At 69.0% G+C, this 16,805-nt stretch carries 10 protein-coding genes and 1 pseudogene; 3 read left to right on the top strand and 8 right to left on the bottom strand.

The genetic code is table 11. The features are described from left to right. The first annotated feature begins 153 nt into the window (after positions 1-153). Positions 154-1,023: a crotonase/enoyl-CoA hydratase family protein gene (locus RSA25_RS14990; protein ID WP_332809650.1), complete on the top strand. Its 870-nt coding sequence runs from the start codon at positions 154-156 to the stop codon at positions 1,021-1,023. Between the two features lie 27 nt (positions 1,024-1,050). Here RSA25_RS14990 and RSA25_RS14985 read toward each other — a convergent pair whose 3' ends face one another. The 6 genes from RSA25_RS14985 to RSA25_RS14960 form a co-directional block, all read right to left on the bottom strand. Further along, the gene (locus RSA25_RS14985; RefSeq protein ID WP_332809653.1) at positions 1,051-3,222 is read right to left on the bottom strand and encodes a response regulator; all 2,172 of its coding nucleotides are present in this window, start codon (positions 3,220-3,222) and stop codon (positions 1,051-1,053) included. A gap of 544 nt (positions 3,223-3,766) precedes the next feature. Beyond that, on the bottom strand, positions 3,767-4,906 hold the full coding sequence (locus tag RSA25_RS14980; protein ID WP_332809649.1) for a two-component system response regulator: 1,140 nt from the start codon (positions 4,904-4,906) through the stop codon (positions 3,767-3,769). 197 nt (positions 4,907-5,103) lie between these two features. After that, positions 5,104-6,621: a lysine--tRNA ligase gene (gene lysS / locus RSA25_RS14975; RefSeq protein WP_332809648.1), complete on the bottom strand. Its 1,518-nt coding sequence runs from the start codon at positions 6,619-6,621 to the stop codon at positions 5,104-5,106. Positions 6,622-6,744: 123 nt separating this feature from the next. Next, positions 6,745-7,870 (bottom strand): peptide chain release factor 2 gene (prfB, locus tag RSA25_RS14970; RefSeq protein WP_332809652.1). Its coding sequence is split into 2 segments (ribosomal slippage): positions 6,745-7,794 and positions 7,796-7,870, totalling 1,125 coding nucleotides; the frame shifts between segments, so codons are not numbered across the junction. 55 nt (positions 7,871-7,925) lie between these two features. Next, complete coding sequence (locus tag RSA25_RS14965; RefSeq protein WP_332809647.1) at positions 7,926-8,819, bottom strand: LytTR family DNA-binding domain-containing protein; 894 nt, start codon at positions 8,817-8,819, stop codon at positions 7,926-7,928. A gap of 154 nt (positions 8,820-8,973) precedes the next feature. Beyond that, positions 8,974-11,913 carry a VIT domain-containing protein gene (locus tag RSA25_RS14960; protein ID WP_332809646.1) on the bottom strand — a complete coding sequence of 980 codons (2,940 nt, stop codon included), beginning with the start codon at positions 11,911-11,913 and terminating at the stop codon, positions 8,974-8,976. Positions 11,914-12,048: 135 nt separating this feature from the next. On the opposite strand from RSA25_RS14960, the gene RSA25_RS14955 reads away from it, so the two are divergent. After that, entirely contained in the window at positions 12,049-13,104 is a 1,056-nt protein-coding gene (locus tag RSA25_RS14955) for a DUF1176 domain-containing protein (RefSeq protein WP_332809645.1), read from the top strand. Between the two features lie 42 nt (positions 13,105-13,146). Here RSA25_RS14955 and RSA25_RS14950 read toward each other — a convergent pair. Further along, positions 13,147-13,503, bottom strand: a pseudogene (locus tag RSA25_RS14950) (single-stranded-DNA-specific exonuclease RecJ); the annotation flags it as partial. 62 nt (positions 13,504-13,565) lie between these two features. Here RSA25_RS14950 and RSA25_RS14945 point away from each other — a divergent pair. Beyond that, positions 13,566-14,666 (top strand): DUF1176 domain-containing protein, encoded by a 1,101-nt coding sequence (locus RSA25_RS14945; RefSeq protein WP_332809644.1) that lies wholly within the window; start codon positions 13,566-13,568, stop codon positions 14,664-14,666. A gap of 65 nt (positions 14,667-14,731) precedes the next feature. Here RSA25_RS14945 and recJ read toward each other — a convergent pair whose 3' ends face one another. After that, complete coding sequence (gene recJ / locus RSA25_RS14940) at positions 14,732-16,402, bottom strand: single-stranded-DNA-specific exonuclease RecJ (RefSeq protein ID WP_332809651.1); 1,671 nt, start codon at positions 16,400-16,402, stop codon at positions 14,732-14,734. Between the last annotated feature and the right edge of the window lie 403 nt (positions 16,403-16,805).

The following is a 16,805-nucleotide window of genomic DNA, read 5'->3' as shown; positions in this document are numbered from 1 at the left end:
GCGTTGGGGCGGCGGGCCCGGGGGCCGGCCGGGCGGCGCTTGCGGGCGGTTCACATCCGGCGCATAGAATCACTCGCCGCCGCACGTTCCACCACGCCCCCTTCATTCTCCGTCCGCATTGCGGTCGGCCGGACGGTCTTACGGAGAACTCCCATGTCTGCAGTCCATCCCTTTGCCCCGCGCCCGCAGCTGCACCCGACCCTGCGCATCACCGAAGAAACCCAGCGTGATGTGTACTGGATCCACATGCATGCCAACCTGGTCGACCAGCCCGGCCGCCCCTGCTTCGCCTCGCGGCTGGTGGACGACATCGTGGGCTACCAGCGCGAGCTGGGCGAACGCCTGGCCATCTCCCACGCGCTGTCCCCGCACGTGGTGCTGGCCTCGGACAGTGACGTGTTCAACCTGGGCGGCGACCTGGAGCTGTTCTGCCGCCTGATCCGCGAAGGCGACCGCGCACGCCTGCTCGACTACGCCCAGCGCTGCGTGCGCGGGGTGCATGCCTTCCACGCCGGGCTGGGCGTGCGCGCGCACAGCATCGCCCTGGTCCAGGGCAACGCGCTGGGCGGTGGCTTCGAGGCGGCGCTGAGCTGCCACACCATCGTGGCCGAGGAAGGCGTGCTGATGGGCCTGCCGGAGGTGCTGTTCGACCTGTTCCCGGGCATGGGCGCCTACTCCTTCATGTGCCAGCGGATCAGCCCGCGCCTGGCCGAGAAGATCATGCTGGACGGCAACCTCTACACCGCCCGGCAGCTGCATGACATGGGCCTGGTGGACGTGGTGGTGCCGGCCGGTGAAGGCGTGGCCGCGGTCGAGCAGGTGATCAAGGACAGCCGCCGCATCCCGCACGCCTGGGCGGCCATGCGCGAGGTGTCCGAAGTGTCGAGCATGGTGCCCCTGCACGAGATGATGCGGATCACCGAGATCTGGGTCGATACGGCCATGCAGCTGGGTGAGAAGTCGCTGCGCACGATGGATCGGCTGGTCCGTGCGCAGGGACGCCGCAGCGGCGACGCCCGCTGACGTCCGGCCATGCTCAGGAGGGTGAGTTCAGGAGGGCGTGCACTCGCCGTCATCGCGCTGCCGCGACGCAGCCGCGCGGGCGTCGAGTGCTTTCCTGCCCTGCCGCAACGCATTGACCAGAGACGGAACACGGAGGTTCCATTCGGCCTTGAGCTGCCAGTCGGGCATCCGCATCAGCTCGCCACCGGCATTGGCCACCTGGACCAGGCCGAGGTTGCTGGCCACCCCGCGCAGGGCGTGGGCGTGTTCGCGCAACGGGTCCCAGGCCTGCTGCTCGCCGCTGCTCTGGATGCGCGCCATGCAGTTGTCCACGTCGCTCAGGCACTGGGCGATGAATTGTTTTTCGAAGCCCTCGCCCATGCCCAGCGCGGCCAGCTCGTCCAGCACCGACGGGTCCAGCGCACCGGCCACCGGCGGCGCGGCCGGCACCGCCTGTAGGCCCGGTTCGGGACGGGTATTGGCGGCAACGTCGGCCAGGATGTCCAGCAACCGCGTGGCCACCACCGGCTTGGCCAGGAACGCACGCGCACCGGCCTGCTCGCAGCGCAGGATCGACTCCGGGGTGACGTCGGCACTGAGCACCATCACCGGGATGTAGGGCATGCCGCTGGCCTGCATCACGCGCAGCTGCTTGAGCAGATCCAGCCCGCTCATGCCCGGCATGTGCAGGTCCACGATCGCGGTATCGAAATCGGCCTGCTCGAGCATGTCCAGCACCTGCTCGCCGCCGTTGACGCAGAACACCTTGTGCCCGGCCTTTTCCAGCAGGCGCTGCAGCACCATGCGGTTGGCTTCGTGGTCGTCGGCCACCAGCACGCGCAGGCTGCGCACCCGCGCGCGGTGGCGCAGGAACGGGTTGGAGAAGGCGATGACGTTGCCGCTCTCCGGGCTGTCGTTGACCAGCACCGGCGTGGACGCCACGTCCAGGGCGATCTCCACCCAGAAGATGCTGCCGCGCGGGGCGTTGGGGCTGTAGCCGATGCGCCCGCCCATGGATTCCACCAGGCCTTTGGCGATCGAGGTGCCCAGGCCGGTGCCTTCATGGCGACGGGCCAGGCCGACGTCGGCCTGCTCGAAGGCATCGAACAGGCGTTCGCGCAGCGCCGCCGGCACGCCGATGCCGCTGTCGCCGATCTCGAAACGCAGCATCACCCGGTCACGGCCCTGCCCCTCCAGCACCGACACGCGCAACTGCACGAAGCCGGCATCGGTGAACTTGACCGCGTTGCCCATCAGGTTGAGCAGGATCTGCTGCAGGTGGCCGGCGTCGCCGAACAGCCGCGGCGGCACGCCCTCGTCCACCGCTACCCGGTAGTCCAGCGCCTTGGTGCGCGCCTGCGGGGTGAGGATCAGGTTGATCGCCTGCAGCACGTCGGCCAGGGCGAATTCGTGGCGCTCCACGCGCACCTTGCCGGCCTCGATGGCCGAGATGTCCAGCACCTCCTCCACCAGCGCCAGCAGGCTGCGCGCGGAGGCCTGGATGGTGTTGAGGCACTCGCGCTGCTCTTCATCCAGGCGCGTGGTGGCCAGCACCTCGGTCATCCCGGCCAGGCCGTTGAGGGGGGTGCGGAACTCATGGCTCATGTTGGCCAGGAACCGGCTCTTGGCCTCGTTGGCCTGGCGCGCCTCGGCCACCGCCCGGGTCAGGGCGTGCAGCAGCGAGTCGAAGTACAGCGGGATGGCGCCCAGCCCCAGCAGCAGGCCCCAGCCCAGGTAGCTGTGCTGCTGCCAGTACGGGCTGAGGGTGACCGTGCACAGGAACGCCAGGCAGCCCATCGCGGTGGCCACGCGCAGGTAGGTGCTGCCATAGCGCATACCGTTGCCGATGGTCACCCACAGGCACACCGCATACAGCGGCGCGGCCGGCTCGCCCTGGATGGACATGATCACGCCCATGCAGGAGTAGTCGGTGAGCATGCCGATCACCCGGCGCACGTGCGACACCCCGGGGCGGACCAGGATGCCCACCAGCAGCGCGGCCGATACGGTCAGCTCGAAGGCCAGGATCAACCAGGTGGCCAGCAGCGTGTCGCCGTCGGTTTCCAGGTAGCGCCAGCCCAGGTAGATGATGAACAGCGAGGTGATCGCGATGCGGATCAGGTTCTGCGCGTGCTCGCTGTCGGGCCGGTTGGACAGGCGCTGTTTGAAGCGGGCCAGCAGGTGGCCCTTGGGCGCGGCAACGGGGGCGGGTGCGTTCATGGGGGGTACTCGCATGCGTCGGCGCAGCAGGGTCGAGCAGAACATCGGCACCACGGCCAGGCCCAGCCACAGGAAGAAAGCCAGCCTGGCGTTGTCCATCCAGTACGGGGTCAGCACGGTGGTGGCGCCGAAGCTGAGCAGGGCCAGCACCATCGCCGCGGTCAGGTAGTTGTTGCCATAGCGCAGGCCGTTGCCCACGGTCACCCACATCACCACCACATAGACCCACGCCAGCGGCTCGCCCATCTGGATCATGCCCACCGCGATCAGGCCGTAGTCGGCCAGCATGCCCAGCACCCGGCGCAGGTCCGAGCGCTGTGGGCGCCACAGCAGCCAGCCAAACAGCAGCAGCGACACGCCCAGCCCGGTCAGTGCCGTGGCCAGCACCGCCTGGTACTGGTCCAGCAGGTGCTGGCGCGCGCCGGACAGCAGCACGTATACCAGGATCAGCGTGATCAGTGCGATCCGCACGATCGCCTGGTTGTGCTCGGTATCCGGACGTTGCGCCAGTCGACGCATCAGCCGCGGGTACAGGGGTTGCATCTCACATCCCCGGTCGGGACGAGGCAGTGGAGTGCTGCGCGCAGATTTCATCGAGCTGCTCGCGGCCACGCAGCAGCGCGTCCACGCAGCGCGGGTCGAACAGGCGCCCCCGCTGTGCGTACAGGTAGGCCATCGTTGCTTCCATCGTCCATGCTTCCTTGTACGGGCGGGGCGAAATCAGGGCGTCGAACACATCGGCCACCGCCACGATCCGCGCTTCCAGCGGGATCGCATCGCCAATCAGGCCATCGGGGTAACCGCTGCCATCGTAACGCTCGTGGTGACGCAGTGCGATCAGCGCCCCCACCTGGATGAAGCGGTTCTGGCTGCCGCTGAGCAGTTCATAGCCGATCCGGGGATGGCGGCGCATGATCGCCAGCTCTTCCTCGTTGAGCTTGCCCTGCTTGAGCAGCACCGCATCGGGGATGGCGATCTTGCCCATGTCGTGCAGGGGGGCGGCCATCTCGATCAGCTTGCATTCTTCCTCGGGCAGGCCAAGCTGCTCGGCGATCAGGCCGGCCACGTGCGCCATGCGCTCCAGGTAGGCGCTGGTGCCGGCATCGCGGAACTCGATCGCCCGCGCCAGCCGCGACAGCGTCTCGCGTTCGCGCTCTTCCACCTCGTGCATGCTGGCCAGCAGCCGCTGCTCCAGCGACAGCGCACGCTGCTTGACGTTCTCCGACTGCTGGCGCAACTGCAGCAGGTTGTAGCAGCGCGCGCGCAGTTCGCGCGGCCGGATCGGCTTGACCAGGAAATCGATGACGCCCGCTTCGAGGGCGGCCTGGCGGATCGGCTCGTCGCCGACCACGGTGATCAGGATCACGGGGATGTCGCGGTGCTTGGGCAGGCGGCGGAAGCGGCGGGCGAATTCCAGCCCGTCCATCTCAGGCATGCGGTAATCCAGCAGCAGCAGGTCCACCGCGTGCGACTCGCACCAGGCCAGCGCGGTGAGCGGGTCGCCGAAGTCATACACGCTCAGTTCCGGCGCGATGTCCTCGATGACATGACGGAGCATGGTGCGTGCGGACGTCTGGTCGTCAACGATGACAATATTCAAGGATGCTTCCGCCGTCTTCCTGGACCACACTGGAACATGCTGCGGAAAGGATACTCCGCCACTTTGCACACTGGCACCTTGCATGGGTCCGCCTCCCGTCGTGAACTCCCCGGTTCATGATCGTGCTCACCGTGTGATGCCCGTGTCATGCATCCGCGGATCGACCATGGCCTGGCCATCACGCCCGGTTGTCGGGGATGGCCACGCAGAAACCATACGCGCGCGGCCACGGTAGCGGAACCCCGTCCGGCCGGCCCGTCCCGGGCAGCCGGACCTGCGTCTCAGTTTTCGGGACGCATATACGGGAACAGCAGGACATCACGAATCGAATTGCTGCCGGTGAGCAGCATCACCAGCCGGTCGATGCCGATGCCCAGGCCGCCGGTCGGGGCCATGCCGTACTCCAGCGCCCGGATGTAGTCGGCGTCGTAGTGCATGGCCTCGTCGTCGCCCCCTTCCTTGGCCGTGACCTGGGCCTGGAAGCGGGCCGCCTGGTCTTCGGGGTCGTTCAACTCGGAGAAGCCGTTGGCCAGCTCCTTGCCGTTGATGAACAGCTCGAAACGGTCGGTATAGCCGGGCTGGTCGTCGTTGGCACGGGCCAGCGGGGAGACCTCGACCGGGTGGTCGGTGATGAAGGTCGGCTGCACCAGGGTGTGCTCGACGGTGGCCTCGAAGATCTCCAGCAGCAGCTTGCCCCAGCCGTAGGACGGCTTGATGCGGATCTTCAGGCGCTCGCAATGGGCGGCCAGCGCGTCGCGGTCGGTGCAGTCGGCGGCGCTGATCTCCGGGTTGTGGTGGCGCACCGCCTCGTCCATGCGCCAGCGGCGGAAGGCCGGGGCCAGGTCGATGCTGGCGCCGTCCCACTCCACGGTGGTGGTGCCCAGCACCTTGCTGGCCACGTCACGGATCACCCCTTCGGTGAGGTCCATCACTTCGGTGTACGTGGCGTAGGCCTCGTACAGCTCCATCATGGTGAACTCCGGGTTGTGTCGGGTGCTCACGCCTTCATTGCGGAAGTTGCGGTTGATCTCGTACACCCGCTCCAGCCCACCCACGACCAGGCGCTTGAGGTACAGCTCCGGGGCCACGCGCAGGTACAGGTCCAGGTCCAGCGCGTTGTGGTGGGTGGTGAACGGCTTGGCCGTGGCGCCGCCGGGGATGTAATGCATCATCGGCGTTTCGACTTCCAGGAAGTCGCGGTTGTCCAGCCAGGCGCGCATGGCACGGATGATCCTGGAGCGCTTGATGAACACTTCGCGCGCTTCGGGGGTGACGATCAGGTCGACGTAGCGCTGGCGATAGCGCTGCTCCACGTCGGCCAGGCCGTGCCACTTGTCCGGCAGCGGGCGCAGCGACTTGGTGAGCAGGCGGATGGCGGTGGCCTTGACCGACAGCTCACCGGTCCTGGTGCGGGTCAGCCCGCCTTCCACGCCGATGATGTCGCCCACGTCCCAGCCCTTGAAGGCGGTGTAGGCATCGCCCAGGGTGCTGCCCTGCAGGAACAGCTGGATGCGGCCGGACTCGTCCTGGATCTGGGCGAAGCTGGCCTTGCCCATCACCCGCTTGGCCATCAGCCGGCCGGCCATCTTCACCTGGCGGTCGGTGGCTTCCAGTGCCTCGGCGGTCCACTGCTCGGCGTCGGCGAATTCGTCCTGCAGCGCGCCGGCGAACTGCGCGCGGCGGAAGTCGTTCGGGTAGGCGATGCCCTGCCCGCGCAATGCGGTCAGTTTCGCGCGGCGCTCGGCGATGAGGCTGTTCTCGTCGACGGGGGGCTGCGGCGCGGGGGTCTGATCGTTCATGGCGTGGGTCTATGTATGGGGGGAGGTACGAACCCCGCCATCATGCCGATGGACGGGGCAGAGTGCGAAATCCCCGGGCGGACCCGGGGTGGACGCATCGGGCCGCGCGCGGCGGCCCGACGGTCAGGCGTCGATGCGTTTGGAGCCCACGGCCAGGCCGGACTTCAGGCTGGCTTCGACGAATTCGTCGAGGTCCCCGTCCAGCACCTTCTGGGTGTCCGAGCGCTCGATGCCGGTGCGCAGGTCCTTGATCCGGCTCTGGTCCAGCACGTAGTTGCGGATCTGGCTGCCCCAGCCGATGTCCGACTTGGTGGCTTCCACCGCGTCGCGCTCGGCGTTGCGCTTCTGGATTTCCAGCTCGTACAGCTTGGCGGCCAGCATCTTCATCGCGTTGTCGCGGTTCTGGTGCTGGCTGCGGCCGGTCTGGCAGGCCACGACCGTGTTGGTGGGGATGTGCGTGATGCGCACCGCCGACTCGGTCTTGTTGACGTGCTGGCCGCCCGCGCCGGAGGACCGGTACACGTCGGTGCGCAGGTCGGCCGGGTTGATGTCGATCTCGATGTTGTTGTCCACTTCCGGGGACACGAACACCGAGGTGAAGCTGGTGTGGCGGCGGTTGTCCGAGTCGAACGGCGACTTGCGCACGAGGCGGTGCACGCCGGTCTCGGTCTTCAGCCAGCCGTAGGCGTAATCGCCTTCCACGCGCAGCGTGGCCGACTTGATGCCGGCGACATCGCCACCGGACACTTCCATCAGTTCGGTCTTCCAGCCGCGCGACTCGCACCAGCGCAGGTACATGCGCAGCAGGATTTCCGCCCAGTCCTGGGCTTCGGTGCCACCGGCGCCGGCCTGGATGTCCACGAAGGCCGGGGCGGTGTCCATCTGCCCGGAAAACATGCGCTGGAATTCCAGCTGTTCAACGTGCTTCTGGTACTTGTCCAGGTCGGCAACCACCGCCAGCGCGGTGTCCTCGTCCTGTTCGCTTTCGGCCAGCTCCAGCAGTTCGCCCGACTCGGTCAGGCCATCGAGGATGCTGGCGATGCCGCCGACGGTCTTGTCCAGGTTGGCGCGTTCGCGGCCAAGGTTCTGGGCATATTCGGCGTTGTTCCAGATATCGGGGTTTTCCAGTTCCCGGGTTACTTCTTCCAGACGCTCTTTCTTGGCGTCGTAGTCAAAGATACCCCCTGAGCGAGAGCACGCGATCGGTCAGATCGGTGATTCGCTGGCGCACGGGATTGAGCTCGATCATATCGGCAGTCATGAAGGCGTGGGACAAGATCGGAATTGTAGCCTAGCGCGCCCGTTCATGCTGGCGCCGGCACCGCCCCCGGCACCGCCGCGCCCTGCCCCAGGGCCGCGCGCAGCCCGGCCAGCTGGCGGCGGCTGCACGGCAGCACGCTGCCATCGGCCAAGTGGGCGCGGGCCTCGCCACTGTCCAGCGGCTCGATGGACACCAGCACGCCCAGGTTGAGCAGGTAGCTGCGGTGGATGCGCACGAACCGCGCCGGGTCCAGCCGGGCCTCCAGCGCGGCCATGGTGCTGCGCAGGGGGTAGTCGTGGCCGCGCACGCGCAGATTCATGTAGTTGCCGGCCGCCTGGGCGTACTCGATGTCCGCCGTGGCCACCAGGAAATCGCGCCCGCGCTTGCGCACCAGGAACCGCTCGGGGCGGTCCACCGGCTCTTCCGGGGCGGCGTCCTCGGGCGCCACCAGCAGGTGCGCCTCGCCTTGCCGACGGCGCCCAAACCAGCTGAAGAAGTGTTCGATCGCCACGAAGGTGAAGAAGGCGCGGACGTCCTTGAGGTATTCGTAAAGCAACCGGGTGGGCCAGCTGGCGCCATCCACGTAGTGCTCGCCGACGCTGGCATAGGCCAGGTGGCGCAGCAGCATCATGCCCACCACGTGCAGCACCGACCAGGCCACGCTGGCGGCCAGGTACAGCGGCAACCGGCGCGCCCAGGTGTCCGCGTGCAGCGGCCAGCGCTGGCAGCCCCACCACAGCAGCGGCAGGGTCAGCACGATCAGGGTGGCACTGCTCACCTCCCAGGTCATCGGCTGCCACAGGGCCAGCCCCTCGCCACGGCGCTGGGCGTCCATCACCTCGACCACGGCGTTGGCCACCGCGCTGCACAGCAGGATCACCGCCCAGACCAGCAGGCGCACGGCCGGGCGCCAGCGCGGGGATGAGGAAGGGGCCATGGCGGTATCCATGCAGGCGGCCGGTCAGGATGAGGCAGGTGCCCGATTCTAACGACCCCGTTCGTCCCCCGGGACCGTCATTGGTCCCCTGGCCGCCGCTGCGGCGGGCCGCGTGACCCATCCGGGCCATCGGCGGCCGCCGCACCGGCCGTGGTCAGCGCACCTCGAATTCCCCCACCAGCACCGTTTCGGCACGGTCGCCCAGCCGCATGGTGATGCGCTGGTCCTGTTGCGTGCGGCTGCCCCAGTGCGTGCTCAGGCGCAAACTCAGCGTGGTCGCCCCGGTCACCAGTTGCTGGTGAGTGCCATAGAAGTTGGCCTCCACCTTGTACTTGCCCGGTTTGGCGTCGCGCAGGGAGAACTGCTCGGGGCCGTAGCCACCGATGAAATCTTCCGACATCTGCCCGCCCTGGTAGGTGAGCCGGTTGCCGTAGTAAGCGCGTTCGCCATTGGGGTCGGTCACCCACAGGTCCATGTCGCTGTTGTCGCTGTCCCAGCTGAGCACCACGCGCAGGTCCAGCGGCATGGCCCGGCGCAGGCGCGGATCGACGGCGGCCAGGCTGACCCGCTCGCGCGCGGCCAGCGTGTTGAGCTCGTCCAGGGCAATCAGCGAGATCCCGTCGAATCGCGAATCCCACGGCCGCACCACCACTTCATTGAGCGCCTCCACGGCGGCCTGGTACTGGCCATCGGCCTCCAGCGCCAAGCCGAGGTCGCGGAAGCTCTGCGGCTCCTCCTCGCCCAGCCGCAGCACCTGCTCGAACACCGGCACGGCCAGCGCAGGCGCGTCGGCCTGCATCAGCCGGTAGCCGAGCACGCGCAGCAGGTGCCGGTTTTCCAGCTGCATTTCCGCCAGGTTGGACAACACGCGCAGGCCCAGTTCGCGCTGGCCCTTGGCCAGCAGCAGGTCGGCCACGTCCAGGTAGAACGCGCTGCTGTCGCTGTGCTGGTCACGCTCGGCCAGGTAGAGGGCGTACAGCTGCGCGGGGGCGACGTCGCGCAGGCGGCGCGCGTAGTCCGAATCCGGCTCCCACGCCGCCAGGGTGATGGCGATGTGGCCTTCGTTGGTGTCCCGCGCGATCTTGCTGCCGGTCACCTCGATCCTGTCCAGCGCCCTGGACGCGTTTGCCTGGACGCTGGCCGCCAGCGGAGCCTGCGGCGGCGGCGGCGCGGCCGGGGCCGGGAGCACCGGGACGGCCATGCCGTCCAGGCTCATGGCCTCGGCCTCGCGCATCGCCCCGCCCACCATGGCCGCCACGGGCGCGGGCTTGCCTGCCCGGGCCTTGGCCGGCGCATCCTTGGGCCAGCGCGTGTTCCACCAGCGCTCACGGTCGGCGAACCGCAGGGCGATGTCCTCCAGGCGCTGCCGGCGCGCGGCCTTCTCATCGGCCACGGCCACCGCGTGCAGGCGGTCGTAGTCCGCGCGCAGCGGGCCCGCCGGGCGGATCCCGTACTCGAGGTAGTCCTCCAGGTTTTCCAGCACCAGCAGCGAGGTGTCGGCCCCGACCAGGCCGAAGTCACGCGACAGCGCGCTGGCCCGGGCCGCGTTGGCGACCGGGTCCGCGCCCAGGCTGGCCAACCGCGCACTGGCCCAGGCCTGCGCGACCAGCCCGCCGGGAATGGCGCGGGCGCGGGCCACTTCGATCTGCTGGGTGTGCAGCTGGCCGTCGGGCAGGCGCACCTGCACCTGCACGCGGCCATCGTCGGCCCGCACCTGGCCGGCCACGCGCAGCCAGCCCTGTCCGGCCCGGCTCACGTCGGCCTCCAACTGGTCCACGCCGGTGCCACGCAGCTGCACCAGCGTGGCGGTCTGCTGCAGCAGCAGCGGCATCGCCGCCTCCACCTCGGCCACGCCGGAGATCACCACGGCCTGGCCCTGGTGGGCCGCCGTCCAGGCGCGCAGGCGCGCACCATCGGTGCGGGCACCGGCACTGCTCAGCGCATACAGGCGCTGGTCGCGGCCCAGCGCCGGCAACGCCCGCTTGCCATAGTTGGACAGACCATCACTGACCAGCAGGTATTCGGCGATGTCCGCACGCGGCGTCCACGCGCCGAGCGCGCTGGCACCGTCCAGCGGCAGCGCGGCCAGGTGCGCGCGCAGGGCCTGCCAGCCGCCGGCCTTGATGGGGAAACTGCGCGGCGCTTCGGCACGGTCGCGCAGCACGGTCAGCACCACCTCCCCCTCGCCGATCGCGCGGAAGTAGCGATCAAGCACGGCCAGCTCGGCGGCGCGGTCGCGCTCACGCGCCGAACCGGACGCATCCCACAGCAGGCCCACGCGCTTGGGCAGCACGCGCGGCGCGGCCTGCACGGGCACCGGCAACTGCGCCAGCAGGTAGCGCTCGCCCTCGCGCAGGCCGGTCACCACGTCCGGCTGGCGCACCTGCGGCAACTGCCACTGCGCCTGCGCGGGCAAGGCCGCGCCGCGCCCCTGCCACTGCGCGCGGTATACCCCGTCGCGGGCACTGAACTGCCACGGCACCGGCAGGCTGGCCACCGGCGCGCCGGTGCCGCTGGCTTCCAGCCGCACGCTGACCTGGCCGGCGTCGCGCGCGAACTGCAGCGGCAGCGACCAGCGCAGGCCCTGCCCGTCCACGGGCAAGGTCTGTCGAAGCACCAGCGCCACGCGACGGCTGCCGCGCGCGGGAATGGGATACACGCGCAGCCGGAACTGGTTGCCGGCGGTCTGTTCAAGCAGGCCCGGATCCACCCGGCGCCGCTCGATCGCCTCGAACACCTCGCGGCCGCGCGCCTTGGGCACCGGCACCGCATCGCGCAGCACCCCGCCGATATCCAGCGCGAAGCCGGCCACCTGCTCGCCCTCGCCCAGCGGGAACGCCAGCTGCCCCTCCAGCACGCGTGCGTTGGGGTTATGGAATTCCATCTCGATGCGGGTTTCGCCCATGCCGGCCACCACGTGGCTGTCCAGGCTGACCGTGCGCAACTGCACCGGCACCTCGGCGCCGGCCACCTGCAGCATCGGCGCCGCCGGCGGCGTGCGCGGCATCCCCTGCGGGCGCGGCTGCGCCAGGCCCGTCTGCGTTCCCAGCCACAGCATGCCGAGCATGCCGATCCCACGAAGTGCGCGTTCCATGTGTCGCTTCCTCTCCGATGACAGCAGGTTGAACGGACCATGCCGGCAAACGGGGTTTGACGATGCAGGACTTGGCGAGGGCGACGTGGTGGGCCAAGATGCCGCTCCCCCGGAAACGTTTACAAGGATGTCCCGATGCGCCTCACTGCCCTGCTGCCCTTGCTGCTGCTGGCCCCGGCCCTGCCCGTGCAGGCGGCCCCGGCCGTTGCCGGCCTGAGCTTTTCGCACAACGACTGGACGCTGGCCTGCGACAACACCCGCACCTGCCGCGCCGCCGGTTACCAGAACGATGACGAGGACGGCAACCTGCCGGTCTCGATCCTGCTCACCCGCCGCGCCGGGCCCGACCAGCCGGTCAAGGCCGAGCTGATGCTGGGCCAGTACGATGAAGTGACCCTGCCCAGGCAGCTGTCGCTGCAGATCAACGATGCCAAGCTGGGCGCGCTGAAGTACGACGCCGCCGCCGGCACCGCCGATTTCTCGGCCGCACAGGTGGCCGCCCTGCTCGCTTCGCTGACCCGCAGCAGCCACATCGTGCTGGTGGGCAACGATGGCAAGCGCTGGACCGTGTCCGATCGCGGCGCCTCGGCGGTGCTGTTGAAGATGGACGAATTCCAGGGCCGGCTCGGCACGCCGGGCGCGCTGGTGCGCAAGGGCAAGAACCCCGAAGCCGCGGTACTGCCCGCCCTGCCGGTGCCGGTGGTGGTGCAGGCCAAGGCGGTGCCCACGCGCCCGGCCGACGAAGCACTGGCCACCTCGGCTGCGCTGCGCGCCGCCCTGGCCGCCACCACCTCGGCCGACGACTGCGAGGCCCTGCACCCCGGCGACAGCATGATCGCCAACGAAGGCCCGCAGGAGATCACCGTGCAGCGCCTGAGCGCGGACAAGCTGCTGGTCTCCCAGGCGTGCTGGCGCGCGGCCTACAACACCGGCGACGGCTACTGGGTGGTCAACGACCGCGCGCCCTACAAGCCCACGCTGGTCACCACCTCGGCCGTGGCCGATGACACGGTGACCATCGAAGAAGGCCACAAGGGCCGTGGCCTGGGCGACTGCTGGTCCACCGCCAGCTGGGCCTGGACCGGCAAGGCCTTCGTCAAGACCGCGGTGGCCAATTCCGGCCTGTGCCGGCTGGTCGCCGCCGGCGGCGCGTGGGACCTGCCGACGCTGGTGACCAAGGTGCAGAAGTAACACCCGGCGCGTGGCACGGCACCCGCGCCGTGCCACGCCGGTTCATGCGTCGGCGCAGTGCTCGATGATCAACTGGATCGCGCCGCCGCCGCGATAGTCGTCGCTGACCAGGCGGTAGGCGATATGCACCTGGTTGGCCGGCGCATTGCCCTTCCAGCCACTGAAATGGATCGCATTGATCGGCTCGGCACGGCCGGGCACGCGCAGGCTGAGCTTGAGGTGTTTTTCCTTCAGCACCTGCCAGCGCGCCACCTGGAAGTGGCCGTCGAACAACGGCTCGGGGAAGCCCTGCCCCCACGGGCCGGCCAGGCGCAGCGCCTCGGGTTGGCGGAAGTCCAGCGGTACCGCGGCTCAGTGCCGACAAGCAGCCGCTTCCGCAATGCCCAGCATCGCCGCGACTGATCTTGAATGACCAGAGGGCACCGAATCGTACTACTTGCATGGCCGTCGCGATCGGGAGCATGGACACTCTGAACCCCCTGCACTCGACCCGCACGATGCGCCTGCTCGCCAGCCAGCCAACACTCGTCCTACTGCTCTGCTTTTTTTCGTCGTCCACCGCTCTGGCTGGCCCGCCCATCAAAGGCATCGCCTTCGACCACGGCGATTGGACGCTGGCCTGCGACAATACCCGGACGTGCCGTGCCGCAGGTTACCAGCCTGACGATGGCGAGCATGAACCAGTATCGGTGTTGCTGACCCGGCAGGCGGGCCCCGACCAGCGGGTGACGGCCGAGCTTATGCTTGGCCGGCTCGGCGAGATCAAGCCGCCGCTGCAACTATCGCTGCAGATCAACGACGCCAAGTTGGGCGCACTAAACTACAACGCGGCCGATGGCACTGCTGCGCTGCCGCCGGCACAGGTCAGTGCCATGCTCGCGGCACTGATGGGCAACAGCCGCATCGCGCTGACCGGCGATGACGGCAGACGCTGGACGCTCTCTGATCGCGGCGCTTCCGCGGTGCTGTTGAAGATGGATGAATTCCAGGGCCGGATCGGCACGCCCGGCGCCCTCGTGCGGAAAGGAACGAAAGCCGAGAGCACGGTGTTGCCCGCCGTGTCGATGCCAATCGTGAAACTGGCCAACACAGTCGCCACGCGACCGGCCGACAAAGCGCTGGCCGTGTCGGCCGCGCTGCGCGACGCGTTGGTTGCAAGCATCTCGTCAGACGATTGCGAAGCCCTGCAGCCGACATGGAGCGAAATCTCCAATGAAGGCCCTCAAGAAATGAAGGTGCAGCGCCTGAGCGCAGACAAGTTGCTGGTATCGCACCTGTGCTGGCGCGGCGCTTACAACAGGGGTGACGGATATTGGGTAATCAACGACCGGCCACCGTACCACCCCAGGTTGGTTACCAACTCGGGCAGCGGCGATGACTTGCGCTCCATCGAAGAATGGCACAGGGGCCGCGGCCTCGCCGACTGCATTTACTCCAGCACATGGAGCTGGAACGGCGCCCGCTTCGTGCAGACAGCGGTGACCAGCTCTGGACTGTGCCGATCAATCACGCTTGGCGGCCCATGGAATCTGCCGACCCTGGTGACCAAGGTGCAGAAATAAGATGCGCGGCTGTTCATTTCCTGCGGTCGGGTAGTGACCAGCTGTCGGCGCAACCGATATGAAAGTCAGACACTCGCGTCGGCGCAGTGCTCGATGATCAGCTGGATCGCGCCGCCGCCGCGATAGTCGTCGCTGACCAGGCGATAGGCGATATGCACCTGGTTGGCCGGCGCATTGCCCTTCCAGCCACTGAAATGGATCGCATTGATCGGCTCGGCACGGCCGGGCACGCGCAGGCTGAGCTTGAGGTGTTTTTCCTTCAGCACCTGCCAGCGCGCCACCTGGAAGTGGCCGTCGAACAACGGCTCGGGGAAGCCCTGCCCCCACGGGCCGGCCAGGCGCAGCGCCTCGGCGTGGCGGAAGTCCAGCTCGCCCGGCGCCAGCTCGCCATCGCTCATCAACTGCTGCTGCAACGCGTCCGGGTCCATGCTGGCCTGGACGACGGCAACGAAGGCCTGCTGGAAATCGCCCAGGCGCGCATGGGGCAGGCTGAGGCCGGCGGCCATGGCGTGGCCACCGAACTTGTCGATCAGGCCCGGGTGCGCGGCGTTGACCAGCGCCAGCGCGTCACGGATGTGGAAACCGGGAATGGAGCGGGCCGAGCCGCGCAGGGAATCGCTGCCCGGCTCGGCCGGGGCGAAGGCGATCACCGGGCGGTGCAGCCGGTCCTTCATCTTCGACGCCACCAGCCCGACCACGCCGGGATGCCACTCGCTATCGAACAGGCACGCGGCGATCGGGCGTTCGCCTTCGGCGCCCAGCACCGCGCGTGACACCGCGCGTTCGGCGTCGTCGGTCATCAACTGCTGCACGGCGCGGCGCTCGGTATTGATCTGCTCCAGGGTCTGGGCGATCTCACGGGCCTGGCGGCGGTCTTCGGTGAGCAGCAGTTCGATGCCCAGCGCCATGTCTTCCAGGCGCCCGGCGGCGTTGAGCCGTGGGCCGAGCGCGAAGCCGATGTCGGTGGCGCTCAGACGCGCCGGATCGCGGCCGCTGGCCTCGATGAGGGCCTGCAGGCCCACGCAGCCCTGCCCCGCACGCAACCGGCGCAGGCCGGCGGCCACCAGGGCACGGTTGTTGGCGTCCAGCACGACCAGGTCGGCGACGGTGCCGACGGCGACCAGGTCGAGCAGGGTCAGCAGGTCCGGTTCGGCGCCCGTGCCGAAAGCCCCCTGCCCGCGCAGGTGGCGGCGCAGCGCCATCAGCACGTAGAAGATGACGCCCACGCCGGCCAGCGCCTTGCTGGGGAAGGCATCGCCGTTGATGTTGGGGTCGACCAGCGCATCGGCCGGCGGCAGCTGCTCCCCGGGCAGGTGGTGATCGGTGACCAGCACTTTCCAGCCCAGCGCCTTGGCCGCGCTGACGCCGGCGTGGCAGGCGATGCCATGGTCGACGGTGACCAGCAGGCCCGGCTGCAGCGGGGCGAGGTCGGCCACCAGCGAAGGCGACAGGCCGTAGCCGTGCAGCATGCGGTTGGGCACCGCGTGCACCACATCGCGCGCGCCCAGCAGGCGCAGCCCGCGCACACCCACTGCGCAGGCGGTGGCGCCGTCGCAGTCGAAATCGCCCACCACCAGGATGCGCTCGTTGTTGGCGATCGCGGTCGCCAGCAGGTCCACGGCCGCCTGCATGCTGCCCATCAGCTCCGGCGCGTGCAGCTGCGCCAGCTTCGGCTGTGCCTGGGCGGCATCGGTCACGCCACGGGCGGCGTACAGGCGCTGCAGCAGCGGCAGCATGTCGGTCGGCCACTGGCCGGTGGGCGCAAGCGGACGGCGCTGGATCTGGGGGGTATCGGAAGAGGACAAGGCAGGCTCTGCAGGTAGGACAAACGCCGACACAAGGTTCGGCGCGGCCATGATAGCGGCTGGTGGCGATCACCACCCCGCCCGCGGACTGGCTGCCCGCAATGCCACCCGAGGGTAGAGCCACCCCATGGGTGGCTGAGCGCAATGCCGCCCGAGGGTAGAGCCACCCCATGGGTGGCTGCGCGCAATGCCGCCCGAGGGTAGAGCCACCCCATGGGTGGCTGAGCGCAATGCCGCCCGAGGGTAGAGCCACCCCATGGGTGGCTGCGCGCAATGCCGCCCGAGGGTAGAGCCACCCCATGGGTGGCTGAGCGCAATGCCGCCCGAGGGTAGA

Source organism: Stenotrophomonas sp. (assembly GCF_036662295.1).
Lineage (GTDB): Bacteria > Pseudomonadota > Gammaproteobacteria > Xanthomonadales > Xanthomonadaceae > Stenotrophomonas.
Note: the sequence above shows the minus strand (reverse complement) of the source record. Positions and strands in the feature narration are given on the sequence as shown.

What these genes read in the sequence shown, in the direction of transcription:
- RSA25_RS14955 (WP_332809645.1), top strand. Translation starts at nt 12,049, where the DNA reads ATGCGCCTCACTGCCCTGCTGCCCTTGCTGCTGCTGGCCCCGGCCCTG.
- recJ (WP_332809651.1), bottom strand. Translation starts at nt 16,402, where the DNA reads ATGCTGCCGCTGCTGCAGCGCCTGTACGCCGCCCGTGGCGTGACCGAT.
- RSA25_RS14990 (WP_332809650.1), top strand. Translation starts at nt 154, where the DNA reads ATGTCTGCAGTCCATCCCTTTGCCCCGCGCCCGCAGCTGCACCCGACC.
- RSA25_RS14980 (WP_332809649.1), bottom strand. Translation starts at nt 4,906, where the DNA reads ATGCAAGGTGCCAGTGTGCAAAGTGGCGGAGTATCCTTTCCGCAGCAT.
- RSA25_RS14985 (WP_332809653.1), bottom strand. Translation starts at nt 3,222, where the DNA reads ATGAACGCACCCGCCCCCGTTGCCGCGCCCAAGGGCCACCTGCTGGCC.
- RSA25_RS14965 (WP_332809647.1), bottom strand. Translation starts at nt 8,819, where the DNA reads ATGGCCCCTTCCTCATCCCCGCGCTGGCGCCCGGCCGTGCGCCTGCTG.
- RSA25_RS14960 (WP_332809646.1), bottom strand. Translation starts at nt 11,913, where the DNA reads ATGGAACGCGCACTTCGTGGGATCGGCATGCTCGGCATGCTGTGGCTG.
- lysS (WP_332809648.1), bottom strand. Translation starts at nt 6,621, where the DNA reads ATGAACGATCAGACCCCCGCGCCGCAGCCCCCCGTCGACGAGAACAGC.
- RSA25_RS14945 (WP_332809644.1), top strand. Translation starts at nt 13,566, where the DNA reads ATGGACACTCTGAACCCCCTGCACTCGACCCGCACGATGCGCCTGCTC.